General features: G+C 62.0%; 17 protein-coding genes and 1 tRNA gene. 12 read left to right on the forward strand and 6 right to left on the reverse strand.

All coding sequences use genetic code 11. The annotated features are described in order from the left end of the window. The first annotated feature begins 32 nt into the window (after positions 1 to 32). From ybiB to GV068_RS19355, 11 genes are all read left to right on the forward strand, one after another. Complete coding sequence (gene ybiB / locus GV068_RS19305) at positions 33 to 992, forward strand: DNA-binding protein YbiB (RefSeq protein WP_159701559.1); 960 nt, start codon at positions 33 to 35, stop codon at positions 990 to 992. A 478-nt stretch (positions 993 to 1,470) separates the two neighbouring features. Further along, positions 1,471 to 2,013, forward strand: a complete 543-nt coding sequence (locus tag GV068_RS19310; protein ID WP_159701561.1) for a DUF4402 domain-containing protein — start codon at positions 1,471 to 1,473, stop codon at positions 2,011 to 2,013. A gap of 27 nt (positions 2,014 to 2,040) precedes the next feature. Further along, complete coding sequence (locus tag GV068_RS19315) at positions 2,041 to 2,529, forward strand: DUF4402 domain-containing protein (RefSeq protein ID WP_159701563.1); 489 nt, start codon at positions 2,041 to 2,043, stop codon at positions 2,527 to 2,529. Positions 2,530 to 2,569: 40 nt separating this feature from the next. Beyond that, entirely contained in the window at positions 2,570 to 3,406 is an 837-nt protein-coding gene (locus GV068_RS19320) for a molecular chaperone (protein WP_159701566.1), read from the forward strand. Between the two features lie 115 nt (positions 3,407 to 3,521). Continuing rightward, positions 3,522 to 6,095 (forward strand): hypothetical protein, encoded by a 2,574-nt coding sequence (locus tag GV068_RS19325; RefSeq protein WP_159701569.1) that lies wholly within the window; start codon positions 3,522 to 3,524, stop codon positions 6,093 to 6,095. A gap of 64 nt (positions 6,096 to 6,159) precedes the next feature. Next, entirely contained in the window at positions 6,160 to 7,371 is a 1,212-nt protein-coding gene (locus GV068_RS19330) for an NAD(P)/FAD-dependent oxidoreductase (protein ID WP_159701572.1), read from the forward strand. 99 nt (positions 7,372 to 7,470) lie between these two features. Further along, positions 7,471 to 7,683, forward strand: a complete 213-nt coding sequence (rpsU, locus tag GV068_RS19335; RefSeq protein WP_005665410.1) for a 30S ribosomal protein S21 — start codon at positions 7,471 to 7,473, stop codon at positions 7,681 to 7,683. Positions 7,684 to 7,823: 140 nt separating this feature from the next. After that, on the forward strand, positions 7,824 to 8,273 hold the full coding sequence (locus tag GV068_RS19340; protein ID WP_159701575.1) for a GatB/YqeY domain-containing protein: 450 nt from the start codon (positions 7,824 to 7,826) through the stop codon (positions 8,271 to 8,273). Positions 8,274 to 8,483: 210 nt separating this feature from the next. Beyond that, entirely contained in the window at positions 8,484 to 10,280 is a 1,797-nt protein-coding gene (gene dnaG, locus GV068_RS19345; RefSeq protein WP_159701578.1) for a DNA primase, read from the forward strand. A gap of 287 nt (positions 10,281 to 10,567) precedes the next feature. Beyond that, positions 10,568 to 12,760: an RNA polymerase sigma factor RpoD gene (gene rpoD, locus GV068_RS19350; protein WP_373888421.1), complete on the forward strand. Its 2,193-nt coding sequence runs from the start codon at positions 10,568 to 10,570 to the stop codon at positions 12,758 to 12,760. 122 nt (positions 12,761 to 12,882) lie between these two features. Beyond that, positions 12,883 to 12,961: transfer RNA gene (locus GV068_RS19355), tRNA-Ile, on the forward strand. A gap of 218 nt (positions 12,962 to 13,179) precedes the next feature. Here GV068_RS19355 and GV068_RS19360 read toward each other — a convergent pair. From GV068_RS19360 to GV068_RS19375, 4 genes are all read right to left on the reverse strand, one after another. Continuing rightward, positions 13,180 to 14,664 (reverse strand): hypothetical protein, encoded by a 1,485-nt coding sequence (locus GV068_RS19360; protein ID WP_201303318.1) that lies wholly within the window; start codon positions 14,662 to 14,664, stop codon positions 13,180 to 13,182. Positions 14,665 to 15,644: 980 nt separating this feature from the next. Then, complete coding sequence (locus GV068_RS19365) at positions 15,645 to 16,133, reverse strand: hypothetical protein (RefSeq protein ID WP_159701584.1); 489 nt, start codon at positions 16,131 to 16,133, stop codon at positions 15,645 to 15,647. Then, entirely contained in the window at positions 16,130 to 16,759 is a 630-nt protein-coding gene (locus GV068_RS19370) for a hypothetical protein (RefSeq protein ID WP_159701587.1), read from the reverse strand. The genes GV068_RS19365 and GV068_RS19370 overlap by 4 nt, the downstream gene beginning before the upstream one ends. A 319-nt stretch (positions 16,760 to 17,078) precedes the next feature. Next, positions 17,079 to 17,603 carry a hypothetical protein gene (locus GV068_RS19375; RefSeq protein ID WP_229464341.1) on the reverse strand — a complete coding sequence of 175 codons (525 nt, stop codon included), beginning with the start codon at positions 17,601 to 17,603 and terminating at the stop codon, positions 17,079 to 17,081. Between the two features lie 118 nt (positions 17,604 to 17,721). On the opposite strand from GV068_RS19375, the gene GV068_RS19380 reads away from it, so the two are divergent. Beyond that, a complete protein-coding gene (locus GV068_RS19380) occupies positions 17,722 to 18,078 on the forward strand; it encodes a winged helix-turn-helix domain-containing protein (RefSeq protein WP_159701593.1) in 357 nt (118 codons plus the stop codon). Between the two features lie 69 nt (positions 18,079 to 18,147). On the opposite strand, the gene GV068_RS19385 is transcribed toward GV068_RS19380, so the two are convergent. Both GV068_RS19385 and GV068_RS19390 read right to left on the reverse strand, forming a co-directional pair. Further along, entirely contained in the window at positions 18,148 to 18,492 is a 345-nt protein-coding gene (locus GV068_RS19385) for a hypothetical protein (RefSeq protein ID WP_159701596.1), read from the reverse strand. Positions 18,493 to 18,494: 2 nt separating this feature from the next. After that, positions 18,495 to 18,851 carry a DUF4339 domain-containing protein gene (locus GV068_RS19390; RefSeq protein WP_159701599.1) on the reverse strand — a complete coding sequence of 119 codons (357 nt, stop codon included), beginning with the start codon at positions 18,849 to 18,851 and terminating at the stop codon, positions 18,495 to 18,497. Positions 18,852 to 18,905: the final 54 nt, after the last annotated feature.

Consider the following 18,905-nt stretch of genomic DNA (forward strand, 5'->3'; position numbering starts at 1 on the left):
CGACGCCCGCGCAGGCATTGTATGCTTGCGCCATGGACAAGAATACCGAACGATTCGCCGCGGCCCCCTTCATCAAGGAGATCGGCCGCGGCGTGAAGGGTGCGCGCAGCATGTCGCGCGAGGATGCGCGTGCGCTGTATGCGGCCATGCTTGGCGGCAGGGTGTCCGACCTCGAGCTGGGCGCCATTCTGCTGGCAATGCGCATCAAGGGCGAATCCGTGGACGAGCTGGCCGGCTTCATGGATGCTGCGGAAAGTTCGTTCGCGCCGCTGCCCAGCCCGCCGGGCGAATTCGCGCCGGTCCTGATTCCGAGCTACAACGGCGCGCGCAAGCTGGCCAACCTGACTCCGCTGCTGGCGCTGCTGCTGGCGCGCGAGGGCGTCCCGACCCTGGTGCATGGCGTGCGCCACGATCCGGGCCGCATCACCACCAGCGAGATCCTGGCCGAACTCGGCCTGGCCGAGGCCGGCTCATCAAGCGACATCCTGGATGCCGCCGCCAACCGCCGGCCCGCCTTCATCCCGATCGAGCATCTGGCCCCGAGCCTGGCCCACATGCTGTCGCTGCGCCGCATCCTGGGCGTGCGCAATTCGACCCACACCCTGGTCAAGATCCTGCAGCCTTTCGAGGGCCCGGCGCTGCGCCTGGTCTCCTACACCCACCCGGAATACCTGGAGACCCTGGGCGAATACTTCATCACGGCCGCGCCGCCCCAGCGCGGCGACGCCTTCCTGATGCGCGGCACCGAAGGGGAGACCGTCGCCAACCCGCACCGCGCCCCGCGCATCGACTGGTTCCACGGCGGCCTGCGCACGCTGCTGGTGGAACGCGACGCGCCGACCGACCTGCTGGCCGAGGTGCCGGACGCGCGCGATGCGGCCACCACCGCTGCCTGGATCGCCGCCGCCCTGCGCGGCGAGGTGCCGATTCCGGCGCCGATCGCGGCCCAGGTCGCGCACTGCCTGCAGGTCGCGCGCGCCCTGCGCAGCTGAGCCCTGCCTGGCGCCCGCCAGGCCTTCTTCCTGTCTCGAAAGCCATCCTTCGCGGTGGCTGCCGTGCTTTCAACACGGTTATCAACGTTGGATTGCAACAACATTTGGTTGTGATAAACAAATGTTTATTGGTTTCGGAAGTTTTGTCATCTATGAAACCTTCCTGTCCCAAATTTGTCCCGATAAGCCATGAATCCACGTTATATGCACCGAAGTTCAGGTAATCGGTGTCTTTACATTTGTGTAGACAAGTAATGTATTAACAATTATTGACGAATTTGACAATGTTTTTCTTACTGTTGACTTACAGAAACAGTGATTTTGCGCAAAACTCCGCTATTATTTTCTTGCAACATAGCAAAACGATACCGAACAAATGCCAGCAATGTTTCTGTCCTGTTATCGCTGACCTTGGGGTGTCGTCATAACGAATCGTCCGGCTCCATGCCGCTCCGTCCCATACTGAAGGAAGACCAGAATGACCAAGCATGCCCGCTTTACCAAGACCCATCTGACCCTCGCCGCGCTCGCGCTGGCAATGAGCGCCGCCGCCGGCAGCGCCATCGCCGCCCAGGCCAATGCCACCTCGACCAGCACCGTGGTGACCCCGATCGCGATCAGCAAGGCCAACGACCTCGGATTCGGCACCTTCGCGGCGGGCGCCTCGATCGGCACCGTCACCGTCAGCACCAACGGTACCCGCAGCAAGACCGGCGGCGTGACCCTGCTGACCGGCGGCACCGTCGGCGCCGCCAAGTTCGACGTCACCGGTAGCGGCACCATGACCTACTCGATCTCGTGGGCCGGGTCATCGACCACGCTGGTCTCGGGCACGGACAACATGACCTTCACCCGCGTCGCCGACCTGACCGGCGGCGGCGCCGTGACCGGCGACGTGTCCAGCGGCGCCCTGACTGCGGGTGCGCAGTCGATCTATGTCGGCGGCGTGCTGGACGTGGCGATCAACCAGCCAGCCGGCAGCTACAGCGGCACGATCAGCGCTACCGTCGAGTACAACTAAGCGCGGCCAGCGGCACTCCCTGGGACCATGCAGGTGCGCCGCATCCCGCTACGTCTGCCCGCCAGCGCGATCGTGCTGGCGGCGCTGTTCGCGATCGGGCATGCGCATGCCCAGCAGATCGTGCTCACCAATACACGCGGCCTCGACTTCGGCAGCTTCGTCGCCAATACCGGCGGCACGGTCGTGCTCAGTCCGACCGGCGTACGCTCCCGTACCGGCGGGGTGGTGCTGCTGAATTCCCCGGGCGCGGGCCAGGCCGGTTTCAATGTCGGCAAGAGCAACGGCGGCGCCACCAACAAGGCCGTCATCATCTCGACGCCCGCCAACGGCAGCGTCCGCCTCAGCAGCGGCGCCAACAGCATGGCCGTGAACACCTTTGTCACCAATCCCGCATCGATCGCTTCGGTGCCGAACGGCGGTACCACCCTGGGGGTGGGCGCCACCCTGACCGTGGCGCCGAGCCAGCCCCCCGGCAATTACACCGGCACCTTTTCTTTGACCGTCAATTTCCAGTAGGTCCATCACCATGTTTTCCCCGAGCTTCCTACCGGTTCCCATGAGCCGTTTCCGCCTGCTGCTTTCCGCCACGCTCGCCATCGTGCTGCTGGTCTTGTGCTGGCCGGCCAAGGCGGAACTGATGCTGCACCCGACCCGCATCGTGTTCGACAAGAACCAGCGCGCGGCCCAGGTCGAGCTGATCAACAGCGGCAGCAAGCCGGCCAGTTACCGGATCTCGCTGGTCAACCGCCGCATGACGGACGCCGGCCAGTTCGAGCCGGCCGATACCGCGCTCGAAGGCGAGCGCTTCGCCGACAGCATGCTGCGTTATTCGCCGCGCCAGGTGACGCTGCAGCCGGGCACCGCCCAGACCGTGCGCATCATGCTGCGCAAACCGGCTGACCTGGCCGAGGGGGAATACCGTTCGCACCTGCTGTTCGACAAGCTGCCGGACACGGATGCCAGCACCAGCATCGAGAGCCGCGGCGCCGAGGGCGGCCAGATCGGCGTGCAGCTGAATGCCCTGGTCGGCGCCTCGATGCCGATCATCGTGCGGCACGGTAATGTCGGCGCCACGGTCAGCCTGGCCGGGCTGGCACTGCAGAAGGACGCCGCCAAGCGTCCCGTGCTGGCCCTGCGCTTCGAGCGCGAGGGCACGAGCTCGGTGTACGGCGACGTCAGCGTCACCTACACCGCGCGCGACGGCAAGCCCGTGTCGCTGGCGCAGGCCGGCGGCATCGCCGTGTATACCCCCAACCGTGTGCGCCAGGCCGCGCTGCCGCTGGAGCTGCCGAAGGGCATGCAACTGTCCGGCGGCACGATCGAGGTGGTCTACCGCGACCGTCCGGAAGCGGGCGGCAAGCTGCTGGCCCAGGCCAGCCTGAATCTGCCCTGATCTGCTATCGCAACACTTATATTCTGAGCAATAATTGTGTTGCCGGAATTTACCGGCAACATGGGTTTTCGCGCGCATGCAGGTCATTCGGACAGGTTTCTTCCTAGCGGGTTTGATGGCGCTGCCGGCTTCGACGCCGGCGGTGGCGGCGCCCATGCCGGCGTCGGAAACCAACCTGGTCCTGCTCGAAGTCCGGCTCGGCAACCAGCTGCTGTCCGATGCCGTCAATGGCTACGAGATCGGGCGCGACGTCTACCTGCCGCTGGGCGAAATGGCGCGCCTGCTGACCCTGGCCATCCGCGTGACGCCAGGGGAGGGCAGGGCCAGCGGCTACATCCTGAGCGAAGAGCGCGGCTTCAGCCTCGACGTGCCGGGACGCGTCGTCGAGATCGCCGGCAGGAAGGAAGAGCTCGACCGCGCGCAGTTCAAGCTGCAGTCCGATGAAATCTACGTGGCGAGCAAGCTGCTGGCGCGCCTGCTGCCGGTCGACCTCGAGCTCGACATGCCGAACCTCGCCCTCAAGGTGCGCCCGCGCGAACAGCTGCCGCTGCAAGCCAGGCTGGCGCGGCGCGAGCGCGGCGGCATGCCGGGCACACCGGGCGGTTACCAGGACCCCGGTTACCCGCGCCTGTCGATCCCCTATCGGGTGATGGACGTACCCTTCGTGGACCAGACCTTCGGCCTGTCGACCAGCAAGACCGATGGCCGCAAACAGACCGAAGTCAATTACACCGCTTACCTGACGGCCGACCTGCTCGGTATGGAAGCGGCCCTGTATGCCAGCCACAACCGCCATGATCCTTCGCGCGGCCTGCGCCTGACGCTGGGGCGCAACGACCCGGAGGCCGGCCTGCTCGGCCCCCTGCGGGCGCGCACCGCCCTGTTCGGCAGCGTGCCGCTGCCGGGCGTGCCCAACATCTCGGTCAGCAGCCCCACCGGCAACGGCGTCCTGGTCAGCAACCGCCCGCTCAACCAGCCGACCAGCTTCGACCGCCACACCCTGCAAGGGCCGCTGCCGCCGGGCTGGGATGTCGAGCTGTTCTACAACGAGGCCCTGGTCGGCTTCCAGCAGTCGCGCCCGGACGGCAAGTACAGCTTCGAGGACATGCCGCTGGCCTATGGACCCAACGAATTCCGGCTGGTCTTCCACGGCCCGCTGGGCCAGCTGCGCGTGGAACGCCAGAGCTTCCTGCTGGAAGATGCCGCGGTGCCGCGCGGCGCCCTGTACTACGATGCCGGCCTTCAGCGCGACCTGCTGGGGCGCGAGCGCGCGCTGGCCCAGTTCGAATGGGGTGTGAGCGATCGCATCAACGCAACCGGCGGCTGGCAGCGCGTGCCGCTATTCGACGGCACCCACCGCAACTACGCCAACCTGGGCTTGCGCGGCTACTGGAACGGCCTGATTGCCACCGCCGATGCCGTCAAGGCGCAGGACGGCGGCAGCCTGGCGCAGCTGGGCCTGAAGACTCGCATCGGCAAGGTCTCGCTGTCGGCCACCCGCGCCCAGCTGGACAAGTTCCAAAGCGAATTCTTCACCCAGGTGGCCGACCCGGTGAAGGTGCGCGACGAGCTGCGCGCCGAAGGCGTGGTGGCGGGCGGCAGCCAGTACTTCCCGGTGGCGCTGCAGGTACGGCACGACCGCCTGGCCTCCGGCACCCGCAATATCGAGGTGCAGGGACGTGTCTCGGCCTACCGCGACGGCATCGCGCTGACGAATGGCTTGCGCTGGGCCAGGCTGGGCACGGAAGAGATCGCGGACGGCCAGTTCCAGGTGAGCCGGCGCGTGGCCGGCGTGGGCGTCAGCGGACAGTTGCAGTACACGATCGCACCGGAGCTTGCGTTGGGCAGCGCGGCCGTGTCGGCGGACTATGCGATGAACGACGGCTACCTGCTCAACCTCGGCCTGATGCGCAGCTTCCAGGACCGCGAACTGCGCGCCTTCGGCGGCGTCAACAAGAGCCTCGGCAGCTACGGCCTGGGCATCAACGGCTTCTACTCGAACCGCCACGACTACGGCCTGGGCCTGCAGTTCTTCATGGCGATGGGCCTGGAGCCGCGCAGCCGCCGCCTGATGACGGATGCCCAGCCGATGGCCGCCATGGGCGCGGCCTCGATCCACGTCTTCCTCGACAAGGACCTGAACGGCGTCATGGATGGCGCGGACGAAGCGATTCCCGGCGCCGGTTTCATCGTCAACGGCGCCAACTACGCGGTGCGCACCGATGCCGGCGGCGTCGCTTATCTCTCACGCCTGCCGACGCACCAGAACACCGACATCGGCCTGGATCCGAACACGCTCGAGGACCCGCAATGGCAGCCGCGCGTGCCGGGCGTGCGCATCGTGCCGCGGCCGGGCAAGGTCAGCCAGCTGGAGTTCGCGGTCAACGTGACCGGCGAGGTGGATGGCACCACTTACCTGTATGCCGACGGCAAGCGCAAGGCGATCGGGGATTTGAAGCTGGAGCTGGTGGATGCCTCGCGCAAGGTGGTGGCCAGCATGAGCAGTGCGGCGGATGGCTACTTCGTCATTAACGGGATATTCCCGGGGGAGTACTTCCTGCGGGTGTCGCCGGAGCAGCTCAAGCGCCTGGGGCTGACGGATACGGGGATGCACATCATCACGATCGCCAGGGATGGGACGGTGCTCAACGGGCGCGACCTCGATGTGAGGACGGCGGACGGGGGCTAGCTTTCCTCGATACCCCTGAACCATATACAATGGCCGGTTTGGCGATTCGGGAACACGCTCAAGCATGGCAAAACAATACGATGTAGCGGTCATCGGCGCAGGCGCCGCCGGCATGATGTGTGCGGCCATTGCCGCCCAGCGCGGCAAGCGCGTGGTGCTGCTCGACCATGCCACGCGCCTCGCGGAGAAGATCCGCATCTCCGGCGGCGGACGCTGTAACTTCACCAATATTGGCGCCGGCCCCGCCAACTTCCTGTCGCAGAACCCGAATTTCTGCCGCAGCGCGCTGTCGCGCTACACGCCGCAGGACTTCCTCGGCCTGGTGAAGAAATACCGCATCGCTTACCACGAGAAGCACAAGGGCCAGCTGTTCTGCGACGATTCGTCCGAGCAGATCATTCAGATGCTGCGCGCCGAATGCGCTGCGGGCGAGGTCAGCTGGCGCATGCCCTGCAAGATCGGCAGCATCGAAAAAAGCGAGACGGGTTTCCACATCACGGCGGAAGGCGGCGACATCGCCTGCGACAGCGTGGTGATCGCTACTGGCGGCCTGTCGATCCCGAAGATCGGCGCCACCGACCTTGGCTACCGCATCGCGAAGCAGTTCGACCTGCAAATCGTCGAGCCGCGCCCCGGCCTGGTGCCGCTCACCTTCGACGGCCCGAGCTGGGAAGCCTTTGCGCCGCTGGCCGGCATCGCGCTGGAAGTGGAAGTGAGCACCGGCGGCGGCAAGGGCAAGAATAAAACCCAACGCGGCCACTTCCGCGAAGACCTGCTGTTCACCCACCGCGGCCTGTCGGGTCCGGCGATCCTGCAGATCTCGAGCTACTGGGAACCGGGCACGCCGATCGTGCTCGACCTGTTGCCGGAGATGGACGTGGCCGAGGAACTGATTTCATCGAAGACCACGGTCAAGAAGCAGCTCGGCAACGTGCTGTCCCAGTGGCTGCCGGCGCGCCTGGCCGACGGTCTGCTGGTGGCCAACGGTTTTGCGCCGGACATGCGCCTGGCCGACATGGCCGACGCCAAGCTGCGCAAGCTGGGCGACGCCATCAACCGCTGGGCGATTGTCCCGACCGGTTCGGAAGGGTACAAGAAGGCCGAGGTGACCCTGGGCGGCGTCGATACGCGCGAACTGTCGCAGCAGACCATGATGGCCAATAAAGTGCCGGGCCTGTACTTCATCGGCGAAACGGTGGACGTGACGGGCTGGCTGGGCGGCTACAACTTCCAGTGGGCCTGGGCCTCGGGCTACGCGGCCGGCACCAGCGTATAAGCTGTGTAGCAATTGTGGGACACGTTGTTAAAAGCTTCCACTGATCCGCAAATAGTGCTACACTTTCGTTCTTCCTAAATCCAACGGTTTCATTTTTACATGACCACTATCCGCCTTAAAGAAAACGAGCCGTTCGAAGTCGCTATGCGTCGCTTCAAGCGCACTATCGAAAAAACCGGTCTGCTGACCGAACTGCGCGCTCGCGAGTTTTACGAAAAGCCAACTGCAGAGCGCAAGCGCAAGCTGGCCGCCGCAGTGAAGCGTCACTACAAGCGCATCCGCAGCCAGCAGCTGCCGAAGAAGCTGTACTAATCTGACTGCATCCACGGCTTGGTCCGGCGACAGCACTGTCCCGGCGAGTCGCTGAGCGTCCGCAAGCCCGCTCCGGTTGTTACCGCGGCGGGTTTTGTCGTTTTTAACTTTAAACTTTTGTTCCACTGCACGGAGAAGCCATGAGCCTGAAAGCCCAAATCACCGAGGACATGAAAGCCGCGATGCGCGCCAAGGAAAGCGCCCGCCTGGCCACCATCCGCCTGATCCTCGCCGAGATCAAGCGCAAGGAAGTCGACGAGCAGATCGAAGTGGATGATACCCAGACCCTGGCCATCGTCGAAAAGATGATCAAGCAGCGCAAGGATTCGATCACCCAGTTCGAAGCCGGCGGCCGCGCCGACCTGGCGGACATCGAAAAGGGCGAGCTGGCGATCCTGTCGGCCTACATGCCGGCCGGCCTGTCGGACGAGGAAATCGCGGCCGAAGTGGCTGCCGCCGTGGCATCGACCGGCGCCGCCGGGCCGCAGGACATGGGCAAGGTGATGGGCGTGCTCAAGCCGAAGCTGGCGGGGCGTGCTGACATGACCGTGGTGTCGGGGCTGGTCAAGAAGGCGCTGAGCGGCGGCTGATCACCTGTCGCCTGACCGCGTGGGCAAGAAACTTGCCCACCCTACCGTAGGATGGGCGGCTTTGCCGCCCACGCGGTCAACCGGCTATAAAATGGCCATGACGCATACTTCCGACAAGCGGCCCCGTCTTGCCGTTAGCCTTGTCATAAATCAACTTGCAGTCAGCGCTGCGGTATAGTCTGAGTTGAGACAAACACTGAGTACCTCCTAGTGATTCCGCAATCATTCATTACCGATTTGCTCAACCGTGTCGACATCGTCGACATCGTCGGCCGTTACGTCCAGCTGAAAAAGGGCGGGGCCAACTACATGGGCCTGTGCCCATTCCATAACGAAAAATCCCCCAGCTTCACGGTCAGCCCGACGAAGCAGTTCTACCACTGCTTCGGCTGCGGCGCCCACGGCACCTCGATCGGTTTCCTGATCGAATACTCCGGCATGGGCTTCGTCGATGCCGTCAAGGACCTGGCCCAGGGCGTGGGCATGGTGGTCCCGGACCAGGACGACAAGATCCCGCCGCAGCAGCGCGCCGCCCAGCAGGCGCAGTCGCTGGCGATGACCGAAGCGCTCAACCAGGCCTGCGCCTACTACCGCGCCCAGCTGCGCGAGGCGCCGAATGCCATCGCCTACCTGAAGAACCGCGGCCTGACCGGCGAAGTGGCCGCCCGCTTCGGCATGGGCTACGCCCCCGGTGGCTGGGACAACCTGCGCTCGGTCTTCCCCGACTACGAGGCCCTGGCCCTGGTCGAATCCGGCCTGGTGATCGACAAGGTCGACGAGGACGGCAACAACAAGAAACGCTACGACCGCTTCCGCGAGCGCGTCATGTTCCCGATCCGGAACACCAAGGGCCAGGTGATCGGCTTCGGCGGCCGCGTGCTGGACGGCGGCGAACCGAAATACCTGAACTCGCCGGAAACCCCGCTGTTCCAGAAAGGCCTGGAACTGTACGGCCTGTTCGAAGCAAGGCAAAGCATCCGCGACGCCGGCTACGTGCTGGTGACGGAAGGCTATATGGACGTCGTGGCGCTGGCCCAGCTCGGCTTCCCGCAGGCCGTGGCAACGCTCGGCACCGCATGCACCAGCACCCACGTGCAAAAACTGCTGCGCCAGACCGACACCGTGATCTTCAGCTTCGACGGCGACAAGGCCGGCCGCCGCGCCGCCCGCCGTGCGCTGGAAGCCTGCCTGCCGCAAGTGACGGACGACAAGACGATCAAGTTTCTGTTCCTGCCGCAGGAACACGACCCGGACAGCTTCGTGCGCGAGCGCGGCGCCGAGGCCTTTGAACAGGAAATCATCGAGGCGATGCCGCTGTCGCAGTTCCTGCTGCGCGAAGTGACCCTTGAACACGACCTGACGACGCCGGAGGGCAGGGCGCATGCCCAGCACGAGGCCAAGCCGATGCTGCAGGCAATGGCGCCGACCGCGCTGCGGCTGCAGATCGTGCGCGGCCTTGCCAGCCTCACCGAATCGACGCCGGCCGAGATCGAATCGCTGTTTGAATTGTCCAAGCCGGTATCGGTGGTGCGCCGCGCGCCGCCGCGTCAGGGCCGTCCGAAACCGGTCGGGCTGGAGCTGCAGATGCTGCGCATCCTGGTCTCGCACCCGCAGCTGGCGCAGCTGCTGGACGATTCGGCGCTGGCCTGTTTCGACTATTTCGGCCAGGAATCTGCGGATGCCTTGCGCCACCTGGTCCAGCTGGCGCAAAGCCTGGGCGAATACGGTACGTTCGCGGCCTTGTCACAACAGTTAAAAGAAGTGACGGGAGAATACGACAGTTTGATTTCGGAAATCGCGGCTGAACCGGAGTCGGATATTGACGCAGACCGGATCTGGCTCCTTAGCGCTGTGCGTCAAATCAAAATGGACGCGTTAAAACAAGAACTTAACCAGTTGTTTTCTTCGGGCCTGACCCCAGATCAGGTCAGTGTCCGCTATCGCGAAATTACTGCCCAGCAGGACCTCCTAGCTCGGGAGGCCGCGGCGGACATGGCGGCCCGCTAAGCACTGTGGATACGGCCTCTACGGCCGGTGTTCGCAACTGGAAAAAGTAGGGGTGCGTGCTATAATAAAACGCTAACTATTGCAACCTTTGAAACCATTTTTCGTTTCAATCGCGGCGTGGTGTTTCAGTTAGCGAGGCAACGGAAATTGCCTGCAGGGTGATGTAAGGTAACAAAACTTTATCTTTAACCATCGTAAAGTTAGTCGTTGTGACTTCGAAAGCGCCTGTGCCAACCAAGAAACCCGAAACCAAAGTGGCTGCAAAAACCACGAGAGCGTCCGCCAAGGTGGACAAAGGCCAAGACCAGGCCGAGGTTCGTACGGCGAGCCCGGCACCGGTCAATGCGACGACCGATGCGGCCGCACTGGCTGCCATCGACACGTCCGGTTACGTCCTGCCATCCGTCAAGGTCCCGGGACGCCGTGGCCGCAAGCCCAAGGAATTCACGCCCGAGAACGATGAGATCGCCGCACTGAACGCGGTCGAGCGCGCCGAATTGAAAGCCGCGGACAAGGCCAAGGCCAAGGACCGCAAGGCCAAGGAAAAGGCGCTGCTGAAAGACGCGTTCTCGTCGGATACCGAAGCGAGCGAGGAAGAGCTCGAGATCCGCCGCAACAAGCTCAAGGCCCTGATCAAGTCGGGCAAGGAGCGCGGCTTCCTCACGTACTCCGAGATCAACGACCACCTGCCGGACAACATCGTCGATCCGGAAGCGATCGAAGGCATCATCGGCACCTTCAACGACATGGGCATTGCCGTCTACGAGCACGCCCCTGACGCGGAAACCCTGCTGCTGTCCGACAACGTCCCGAACGTCACCAGCGACGACGAAGCCGAAGCGGCCGCCGAGGCGGCGCTGTCGACCGTCGACTCCGACTTCGGCCGCACCACCGACCCGGTCCGCATGTACATGCGCGAGATGGGCTCGGTCGAGCTGCTGACCCGCGAAGGCGAGATCGAGATCGCCAAGCGCATCGAGGACGGCCTGAAGGACATGATCCAGGCGATCTCCGCCTGCCCGGTGACGATCGCCGAGATCATCGACACCGCGTCGCGCATCGAGAAGGACGAGATCAAGATCGACGAGATCGTCGACGGCATGGTCGACCCGGACGATGACGAGAATACCTCGCCAACCGCGGTCGCCCCGACCACGACCGACGACGAAGACGAGGACGAGGACGAAGCGGAAGAAGCCGAGGAAGAAGAAGAGGAAGGCGCCAGCGCCTCGGGCGCGGCCGGCTACTCGGCCGAGCAGCTCGAAGCGTTGAAGCAGGCCGCCCTCGGAAAGTTCAACAACATCGCCGACCAGTTCGACAAGATGCGCAAGGCCTTCGAAAAGGACGGCTACAACTCCAAGGCCTACGTCAAGGCCCAGGACGCGATCTCCGACGAATTGCTGGGCATCCGCTTCACGGCCAAGGTCGTCGAGAAGCTGTGCGACACCCTGCGCGGCCAGGTGGACGAAGTGCGCCACATCGAGAAGCAGATCCTCGACGTGGCCGTGAACCGCTGCGGCATGCCGCGCGCCCACTTCATCAAGGTCTTCCCGGGCAACGAGACGAACCTGGAATGGGTCGACGGCGAAGTCAACGCCGGCCACGCCTACAGCGCCATCCTGGGCCGTAACATCCCGACGATCAAGGAACTGCAGCAACGCCTGATCGACCTGCAGGCGCGCGTGGTGCTGCCGCTGCCGGACCTGCGCAACATCAACCGCCAGATGGCGGCCGGCGAAATGAAGGCGCGCAAGGCCAAGCGCGAGATGACCGAGGCCAACCTGCGCCTGGTGATCTCGATCGCCAAGAAGTACACCAACCGCGGCCTGCAATTCCTCGACCTGATCCAGGAAGGCAACATCGGCCTGATGAAGGCGGTGGACAAGTTCGAATACCGTCGCGGTTATAAATTCTCGACCTATGCGACGTGGTGGATCCGCCAGGCCATCACCCGTTCGATCGCGGACCAGGCGCGCACGATCCGTATTCCGGTGCACATGATCGAAACGATCAACAAGATGAACCGGATTTCGCGCCAGATCCTGCAGGAGACCGGTGCTGAACCGGATCCGGCAACCCTCGCCATCAAGATGGAGATGCCGGAAGATAAGATTCGCAAAATCATGAAGATCGCGAAGGAACCGATTTCGATGGAGACGCCGATCGGCGACGACGACGATTCGCACCTGGGCGACTTCATCGAGGACAACAACACGCTGGCGCCGTCGGATGCGGCCCTGCACGCCTCGATGCGCGGTGTAGTGAAGGACGTGCTTGATTCTCTGACCCCGCGCGAAGCCAAGGTGCTGCGCATGCGCTTCGGTATCGAGATGTCGACCGACCACACGCTGGAAGAAGTCGGCAAGCAGTTCGACGTCACCCGCGAGCGCATCCGCCAGATCGAAGCGAAGGCCCTGCGCAAGCTGCGTCACCCCTCGCGTTCGGACAAGCTGAAGAGCTTCCTCGAGGGCAGCAGCTGATTGTTGTAGCTGGTCCTTGACGGACCTGCACTAAAAGCAATATCCTCTCGCCACTCTGCTTCACGGTACCGCGCCGCTGAAGCAGGTGGCGAGAACTCTTTCTAGCCACTGTCCCGATTTCTGGGCCTCTAGCTCATGCTTGGTTAGAGCAGCGGACTCATAATCCGTTGGTGCCCAGTTCGACTCTGGGGAGGCCTACCATTATAATTTGCAGTCGATCACGCCCTTACGAGAAATCGTAGGGGCGATTTTATTGAAACAAACATTTTCTGGCTCTATATCTAGATTGTTGGGTAACTGCAGAATCGAACACGTGCCGGCTATCTGCACCATAAATAACGGGCAGGATGACGTCTCTTTCAATCTTCCTCGATTCGGCCCGCGGTCGACTCGGAATCTTAGCCTAGCTGCGAAATGTTTTATTCTATGGGTGGGGTAACCGATGTTCCTTCTTTATCAGCGAGGTCTTCTTCTTTATCGGTCACCAATACATTCATCGTCATAGACGAATAGGGATGAAAGGGCGGAATTGTGCTTTTGATTAGTCCTTCTTCAAACCAGTGATGAGCGATTCCGGGGAACAAGTCCGGGTCAACGGGATGCTTTGCGTTTGGATTATGGAACATTGACATACCTTCAGCCCACGTTTCAGTAGTTTGTCCTTCCATTATGGTCCGAACAAATGGCTTTGGAAGAGCAGCATTTGGGTCATGATCGTGGTAAAGGCCGTAACGTGTCATGATGATATTAGGTACTCCAAACCCGGCTAATCGACCCATGCGATTAAACTTCGATAGAGTACCGGTTGAGCTGAACAAAACAGCACTAACATTTTCGGCGTTCGGCAGAAAGAAAAAGCCCGATGGGATCTCTTTGCCATTATGCTGGTGCTTTTCTATCTTTAGTGAACTGATGAGAAGTTGCCCGTGCTCGTCCTTACTGAAGTCATGACTCACACCATAAAGATACCTGAATAGCGCAGATGAGCTCCACATCATTGATTGTGGCTCGTGAAAATCGGCAATAGCGAATATCAGGGGATGATTGGCCACATCTGGAAGAGTCCAATAGGGCGTTTTGCGGTTTAGCTTTGAATATAGTGCGCTACCGAACTTAATTGGCATCTTCCCCTCAAGAAGTTTAGCGATCTCCTCCTGGCTCCGAACCACGACGCCGTGTTCCTCAGTAGGTGGTTTTTCGCCATCGGTAGGATTTACAGTAACTGCTTCAATGAAAACCTTCTTTCGTCCAAGGCGCACAACGAAGTCAGGTGCTGGGTCGGGCCTTTCGACATACAAACCTTCTTCGAGTAGAAACGCATACAGATATAATTCCCATAATCTAGAGTCGAAGCCCTCGCTTTGAAATTGCTCGACGAAGTTGCCATCTACATCGACGTAGTGGTTCATCATTTCTGAAAGAATTGCTTTTGCCGGCGACCAGCTTGGATGTTCTGCGACCAATTTAAAAGCTTTATGGAGTTTCTCTTCGCCATGAACTGGCGCAAACAGATCAACCCCTCCTCGATCCGCGCCGCCTTGAGGAAAGGTTTCATCGCCGCTAGAACTAAGTTTTTGCAGAGCGTGAAAGAGTTTACGTCGAGCGTCGCCAAGAGAGCTGAAGCTTGTTTCCACATCAACGGTTCGGAACCGGCCTTTTTCGTCCCTCCCTAAGGCAACGAACGCAAAATCTCTATCGGTATGATCAACTGAGACCACGCCTAGCACACGTTCGTTTTGGTCTGCGTACCACTCTAGCTCTGTAGAAATCATACGTGCTGGTGGCAGGCGACTCCAACTCACATAGGCGTTGAAGCGTGCTTCAGAAATCGCCTTTACTCCGAATTCTTGGCGCATTTTGTCTATGCGTTCTGACCGATTGCCACGACGTCGTGCTTCACCCACGGTTTCTCCTCGATAGACCTATAGTTGTGAGTGAAATAGTACCGAAAATAAAAATCATCCGCTACTGCCTCGAGCGCCCAAATTTCGATTAAAAGAATCAACTGCGAAGTCTTATCACAGTAAAGGCGAAGTTCGCTTGGCCGTGCTTAGGACATGCACTACTACAATTTTGACCAACTCTGGAATTGCTCTGTGTAACCAAAGACTGCCGACTCGAACCTAACAGCCGTTAGACTGGGCTGCTGATGGCTCCCTGAGCGCCTTAATACATGCATACATTGCTGCTCGGCATGTATGGGAATTGATGTACAAGATATGTGCAACGGGTGCGGCACAGTTACAAAGATATATTTACACTACCCTTGCCGACCTTGGCATAGTTTAGGAGAGTAATGATGAGCGATGACGAGTGGTATTCGAAAGTCCGCGCCGATACAGGGCGCGTTGTATCAGGCGGAGCGGCGCTTCTTGTACGGACGAAGCGTGGCGGCGGTATGAAGAAAGTTGCTCAGCGCATTGGGGCAAAGGCTGCTCAGGATACTCTGGATGAGATCAACGCAGCGGTCCAAGACAAGCGACCGGCGTTACGTCTTGTTCAGGGGGGCAGGTAATGCAACAGAGAAGGCCGGTAGACGGCCTTCTTTAGAGGAGAGTGAGGGTAGGGTTCGACATCTGAACACGGGCTCATCCATGAAATTGTTGAACTTCTGTACAGGTTTCAGACCTAACCTCGTTCGCTCATTCATGACCGTCATTCACAGGCTTAAATACCAGCGATTGGGAGCCGGCCCGCTCGTTCGGGAGTGGGGGAAATGGTTTTCTAAGGACGGTTGACGTAAGTCAAGCACCCGGAAGGAAGAACCTAAGGAAGGTCGACGCCTACTTGCTTGCGCGAATGCGCGCGAACTGTCGATCGTTTTGCTCACCGTTTGTTGGCGCGACCCCCTGTCTTTGCCGCCGCGCCAACCGGCCTTACTTCTTCACTCACCACCTTCCGCTTCGGGACGAACAATCACGTCCGCCTCATCATCAGTTTCGATGGCCGGCGCCGCCAACCCATGCGGCCGTATCAGATCCAGCCGCACCGCGTACTGCACCCCACCGCGCACGCCGTCCGCCACAATCTGCCCGGCGTCATTGATCCCCCGCGAGAAGGTGATGCTCCAGCCTGACTTCGGATCGATCAGCGCATTCAGGCTTTCCCTGCGCTTGCCGCGGTAGACGAACGCGCCCAGGTCGTCGCTGTTGCCGGCGACATGAACGTAGTTGTTGATGGCGTTGGCCGTGCTGAACCGGTTGCTGGAGCCCGCCGGGCGCAAGTCGATCAGGGTCGGGCGGCCATATGTCCAGATGGTGGCAAGCGCCTCGCGGAAGGTGGCCGTCGAGGTGTAGCCGGCGACTTGTCCGCGGTCGTTGATGTCCAGGCCGTCGTTGGGCGCGTAGCCGAAGTCGCCCAGCTGGCGCGTCACGCCCTTGCTCCAGACGAAAGCGTAGAACGGGATTTCCGGAAAGATGAGCCGGCCGGATTCGCCGTGACCTGGTTGTAGTTGTTGAGCGCCTCCGCCTGGGTGGTTGGGTTCGGGTACGGCAGCGCGGGAATGAGCTGGTAGCTGCCACCTGGTGCGCGCAGGTAGGCGGTCGGATCGCCCGCGCCGGGTTTCGAAGGCGGCGCGCTGCTCGATGCGAGGATATACCCGGCGTTGTTGATGTCCACGTAGCGGGTGGCACGGCCGCCAGGGCCCGTGAGCTGCCGGAAGCTGCCGCGGTAGTACACGTAGCCGCGCGGTTGGCCCGTCTTGGTGGTCCAGTTGCCGAGCACCTCGCCCTTGTCGTTGATCGCCACCGCCACATTAGAGGCGCCCCCCAGCAGGCCCAGGTCGAGCGGCCCCTTGCCGTAGTTGACGAAGCTGCGGTAGGTGAGCGAACCGCTCGGCGTGATGCCGACCACGGCGCCGGCCTGGTTGATGTCGGTGGGCTGGCTGTTCGGCGGACCGACGACGGTCACCCGGTATTCGACATGGGGCGCGGCGGTCGCCGCCACCGACACGGTGAGCGACAGCAGGAACAGCGATACTTGATGACGATGCGTTTGCATGACGATCTCCAGAAAGGATGGCGGCTGGGGCACGACGATGGCATCCCGCCGCCAGGCCAGACCGGCCATCACGGACTTCTTTCGTACGGCGCGACAACACTTGCAACACCGGACGCTGCCGCACTGTTGATGAGCAACTTCCTTGACGCAAGGGCTTGCACCCGCGAGCAGGCGAGCCCATCAACGACCTTACGCCCTCAATGCCCAGCTGGTTTGGGGTCGCACAAGCCCGCCCGCGCGCCACCGGCAGCGTAGACCCATTCGATCAACATGCGCACCGAATGTCAGGGTAGAAATGCCGTTCGGCGGCAGGTGCCAGTCAGGTAGCGCGCCTGGCGCGTTCGACGCACCACAGGAGGAATTTGGCGAAATACAGCACCACCAAGGTCCCGCCAAGGTCACCCGCCGCCATCGCGACGAAGCTGGCGCCCAGGTCCTGCTTGTGCTCGTACAGGGCAAACCACAGGTGGTGCAGGAAGGGGCTGGCCAGCGAGAACATCACCGATAGGATGAGCAGCCGCTTCGGCGTCAGGTTCTGCAGCGAAGGCTGCAACCCGGAGAAGTGTTGCATCGCGCGGTAGACCAGGTAGGGGCTGGCGCTGGCGAGGATGCCGCCCGCGAAAGAACGCACCGGGTCGTTCGGAAAGAACTCGACCACGCACACGATCCAGGAGATGAACAGCAGCCCGATGGCGCCGGCTTCGGCGAAGAGCAGGGTGGCCAGCAGGCGCACGCCGGCCGGCAGGTAGATCCAGTTGATCCCGGGCGTGAACTCGAGCGCTGCGAACAGCAGCTGGTTCACTTTCAGCACGGCGAAAAACAACAGCATGGTCACCGCGACCATGGCCATATGCAACCTAAATTGGCTCATTGTGAACAACGTTACAGTAAAATGGCCAATCCAGCCGATACAAGGGACCTGAGCATAGCTTATCCGTTCGCTAACTTGCAACCGTTCTAAAATGAAGCCAACCCGCCCCGCCGACATTTACCTGCGTTTTCTTCAGCTCACCGAAGCGCTGCGTGGATTGCCTACGCTGCCGGAACTCGATCCGCTCGAGGAGCGCATCCTGGCCCTGGTGGCGCGCGCGCGCCAGGATAACCAGCGCCTGTCGGTGCGCGACATGATGGCGAAGGATCAGCTGGGCTCTCCCGCCACCGTGCACAACCGCCTGAAGTCGATGCGCGAGAAGGGGTGGATCATGCTGACCGATACCGAAGACACCCGCCGCAAGCAGGTGGACCTGACCCAGGCCGCCTTGCTCCACTTCGACAAGCTGTCGCAGTGCATGCTCAACGCTACGGGTGCAAAGGGCTGAAGAGGGCGGCGTGGGCGGGAGAACCCGCCCACCCTACGTGACGGCGCCAGAGTAGGCGCGCGCTTGGAGTTATTGACGCGCGCTGGCGACCGAGCTACTCGCCAGCAGGAATCCCAGGAAGACAATCCCGTTCACCACCACATAGCTGGTCTGCGAGAACCCGGCAAAGCAGAACACCAGCTGCAGCACCAGCCCGAGCACGAAGAAGAGCCCTGCCACCATGCGCAGGTTGACGCCCGCGCGCGGGTTGGCGCATTCCAGGCCCAGCGCGGCGCCGAGCGTGCTGCCCAGGATCAGGAAGCTGCCGATGGCCAGCGTGCCCTTGATGCTGTTGGCGTCGCTGCTGGCCAGGCCGAAGGTCAGGAGGCCCGCCGCCAGCAGGGCGATGAGCAAGTTCAATGGATGGATGCGCATGGCTACTCCGTGGGAACGAATGGGGGAGGCGCGAGCACGATCAGGCGCAGGACTTCCGGCGAATTCTCGACTGTCGCCCATTGCGCCATGCCCGGCTTCCAGACATAGCTGGCTTTGGTCAGCTTGCCGCCCGCGATCAGCTGGATCAGCTGCGCTTCCTGGAAGGGGCCTGCCGGCTTGCCTTCGTAGACGATCCAGAAGCCCTGCGGCGCGGTGTCGACAGCGCCGAGCTGGCGGCCCGGCAGGTTCATCGCATCGAGGGCGCCGTTCATCGAGGCGACCATGCGCTGCGCGACCGCCGCGCTCAGGCCGAATTCGACCAGGCGGTCGACGGCATCGAAGTTGACTGATGTATCCATGAGGTCCTGTTCAAAAGGCCGGCGCGGCGGGCGGGGCCGGCGGCGGTGGTGGGG

The sequence above is a fragment of the Massilia sp. 9I genome, from assembly GCF_902506415.1.
In the GTDB taxonomy this organism is placed as follows: Bacteria; Pseudomonadota; Gammaproteobacteria; order Burkholderiales; family Burkholderiaceae_D; genus Telluria.

What these genes read in the sequence shown, in the direction of transcription:
- ybiB (WP_159701559.1), top strand. Translation starts at nt 33, where the DNA reads ATGGACAAGAATACCGAACGATTCGCCGCGGCCCCCTTCATCAAGGAG.
- GV068_RS19310 (WP_159701561.1), top strand. Translation starts at nt 1,471, where the DNA reads ATGACCAAGCATGCCCGCTTTACCAAGACCCATCTGACCCTCGCCGCG.
- GV068_RS19315 (WP_159701563.1), top strand. Translation starts at nt 2,041, where the DNA reads ATGCAGGTGCGCCGCATCCCGCTACGTCTGCCCGCCAGCGCGATCGTG.
- GV068_RS19320 (WP_159701566.1), top strand. Translation starts at nt 2,570, where the DNA reads ATGAGCCGTTTCCGCCTGCTGCTTTCCGCCACGCTCGCCATCGTGCTG.
- GV068_RS19325 (WP_159701569.1), top strand. Translation starts at nt 3,522, where the DNA reads ATGGCGCTGCCGGCTTCGACGCCGGCGGTGGCGGCGCCCATGCCGGCG.
- GV068_RS19330 (WP_159701572.1), top strand. Translation starts at nt 6,160, where the DNA reads ATGGCAAAACAATACGATGTAGCGGTCATCGGCGCAGGCGCCGCCGGC.
- rpsU (WP_005665410.1), top strand. Translation starts at nt 7,471, where the DNA reads ATGACCACTATCCGCCTTAAAGAAAACGAGCCGTTCGAAGTCGCTATG.
- GV068_RS19340 (WP_159701575.1), top strand. Translation starts at nt 7,824, where the DNA reads ATGAGCCTGAAAGCCCAAATCACCGAGGACATGAAAGCCGCGATGCGC.
- GV068_RS19370 (WP_159701587.1), bottom strand. Translation starts at nt 16,759, where the DNA reads ATGCAAACGCATCGTCATCAAGTATCGCTGTTCCTGCTGTCGCTCACC.
- GV068_RS19375 (WP_229464341.1), bottom strand. Translation starts at nt 17,603, where the DNA reads ATGGTCGCGGTGACCATGCTGTTGTTTTTCGCCGTGCTGAAAGTGAAC.
- GV068_RS19380 (WP_159701593.1), top strand. Translation starts at nt 17,722, where the DNA reads ATGAAGCCAACCCGCCCCGCCGACATTTACCTGCGTTTTCTTCAGCTC.
- GV068_RS19385 (WP_159701596.1), bottom strand. Translation starts at nt 18,492, where the DNA reads ATGCGCATCCATCCATTGAACTTGCTCATCGCCCTGCTGGCGGCGGGC.
- GV068_RS19390 (WP_159701599.1), bottom strand. Translation starts at nt 18,851, where the DNA reads ATGGATACATCAGTCAACTTCGATGCCGTCGACCGCCTGGTCGAATTC.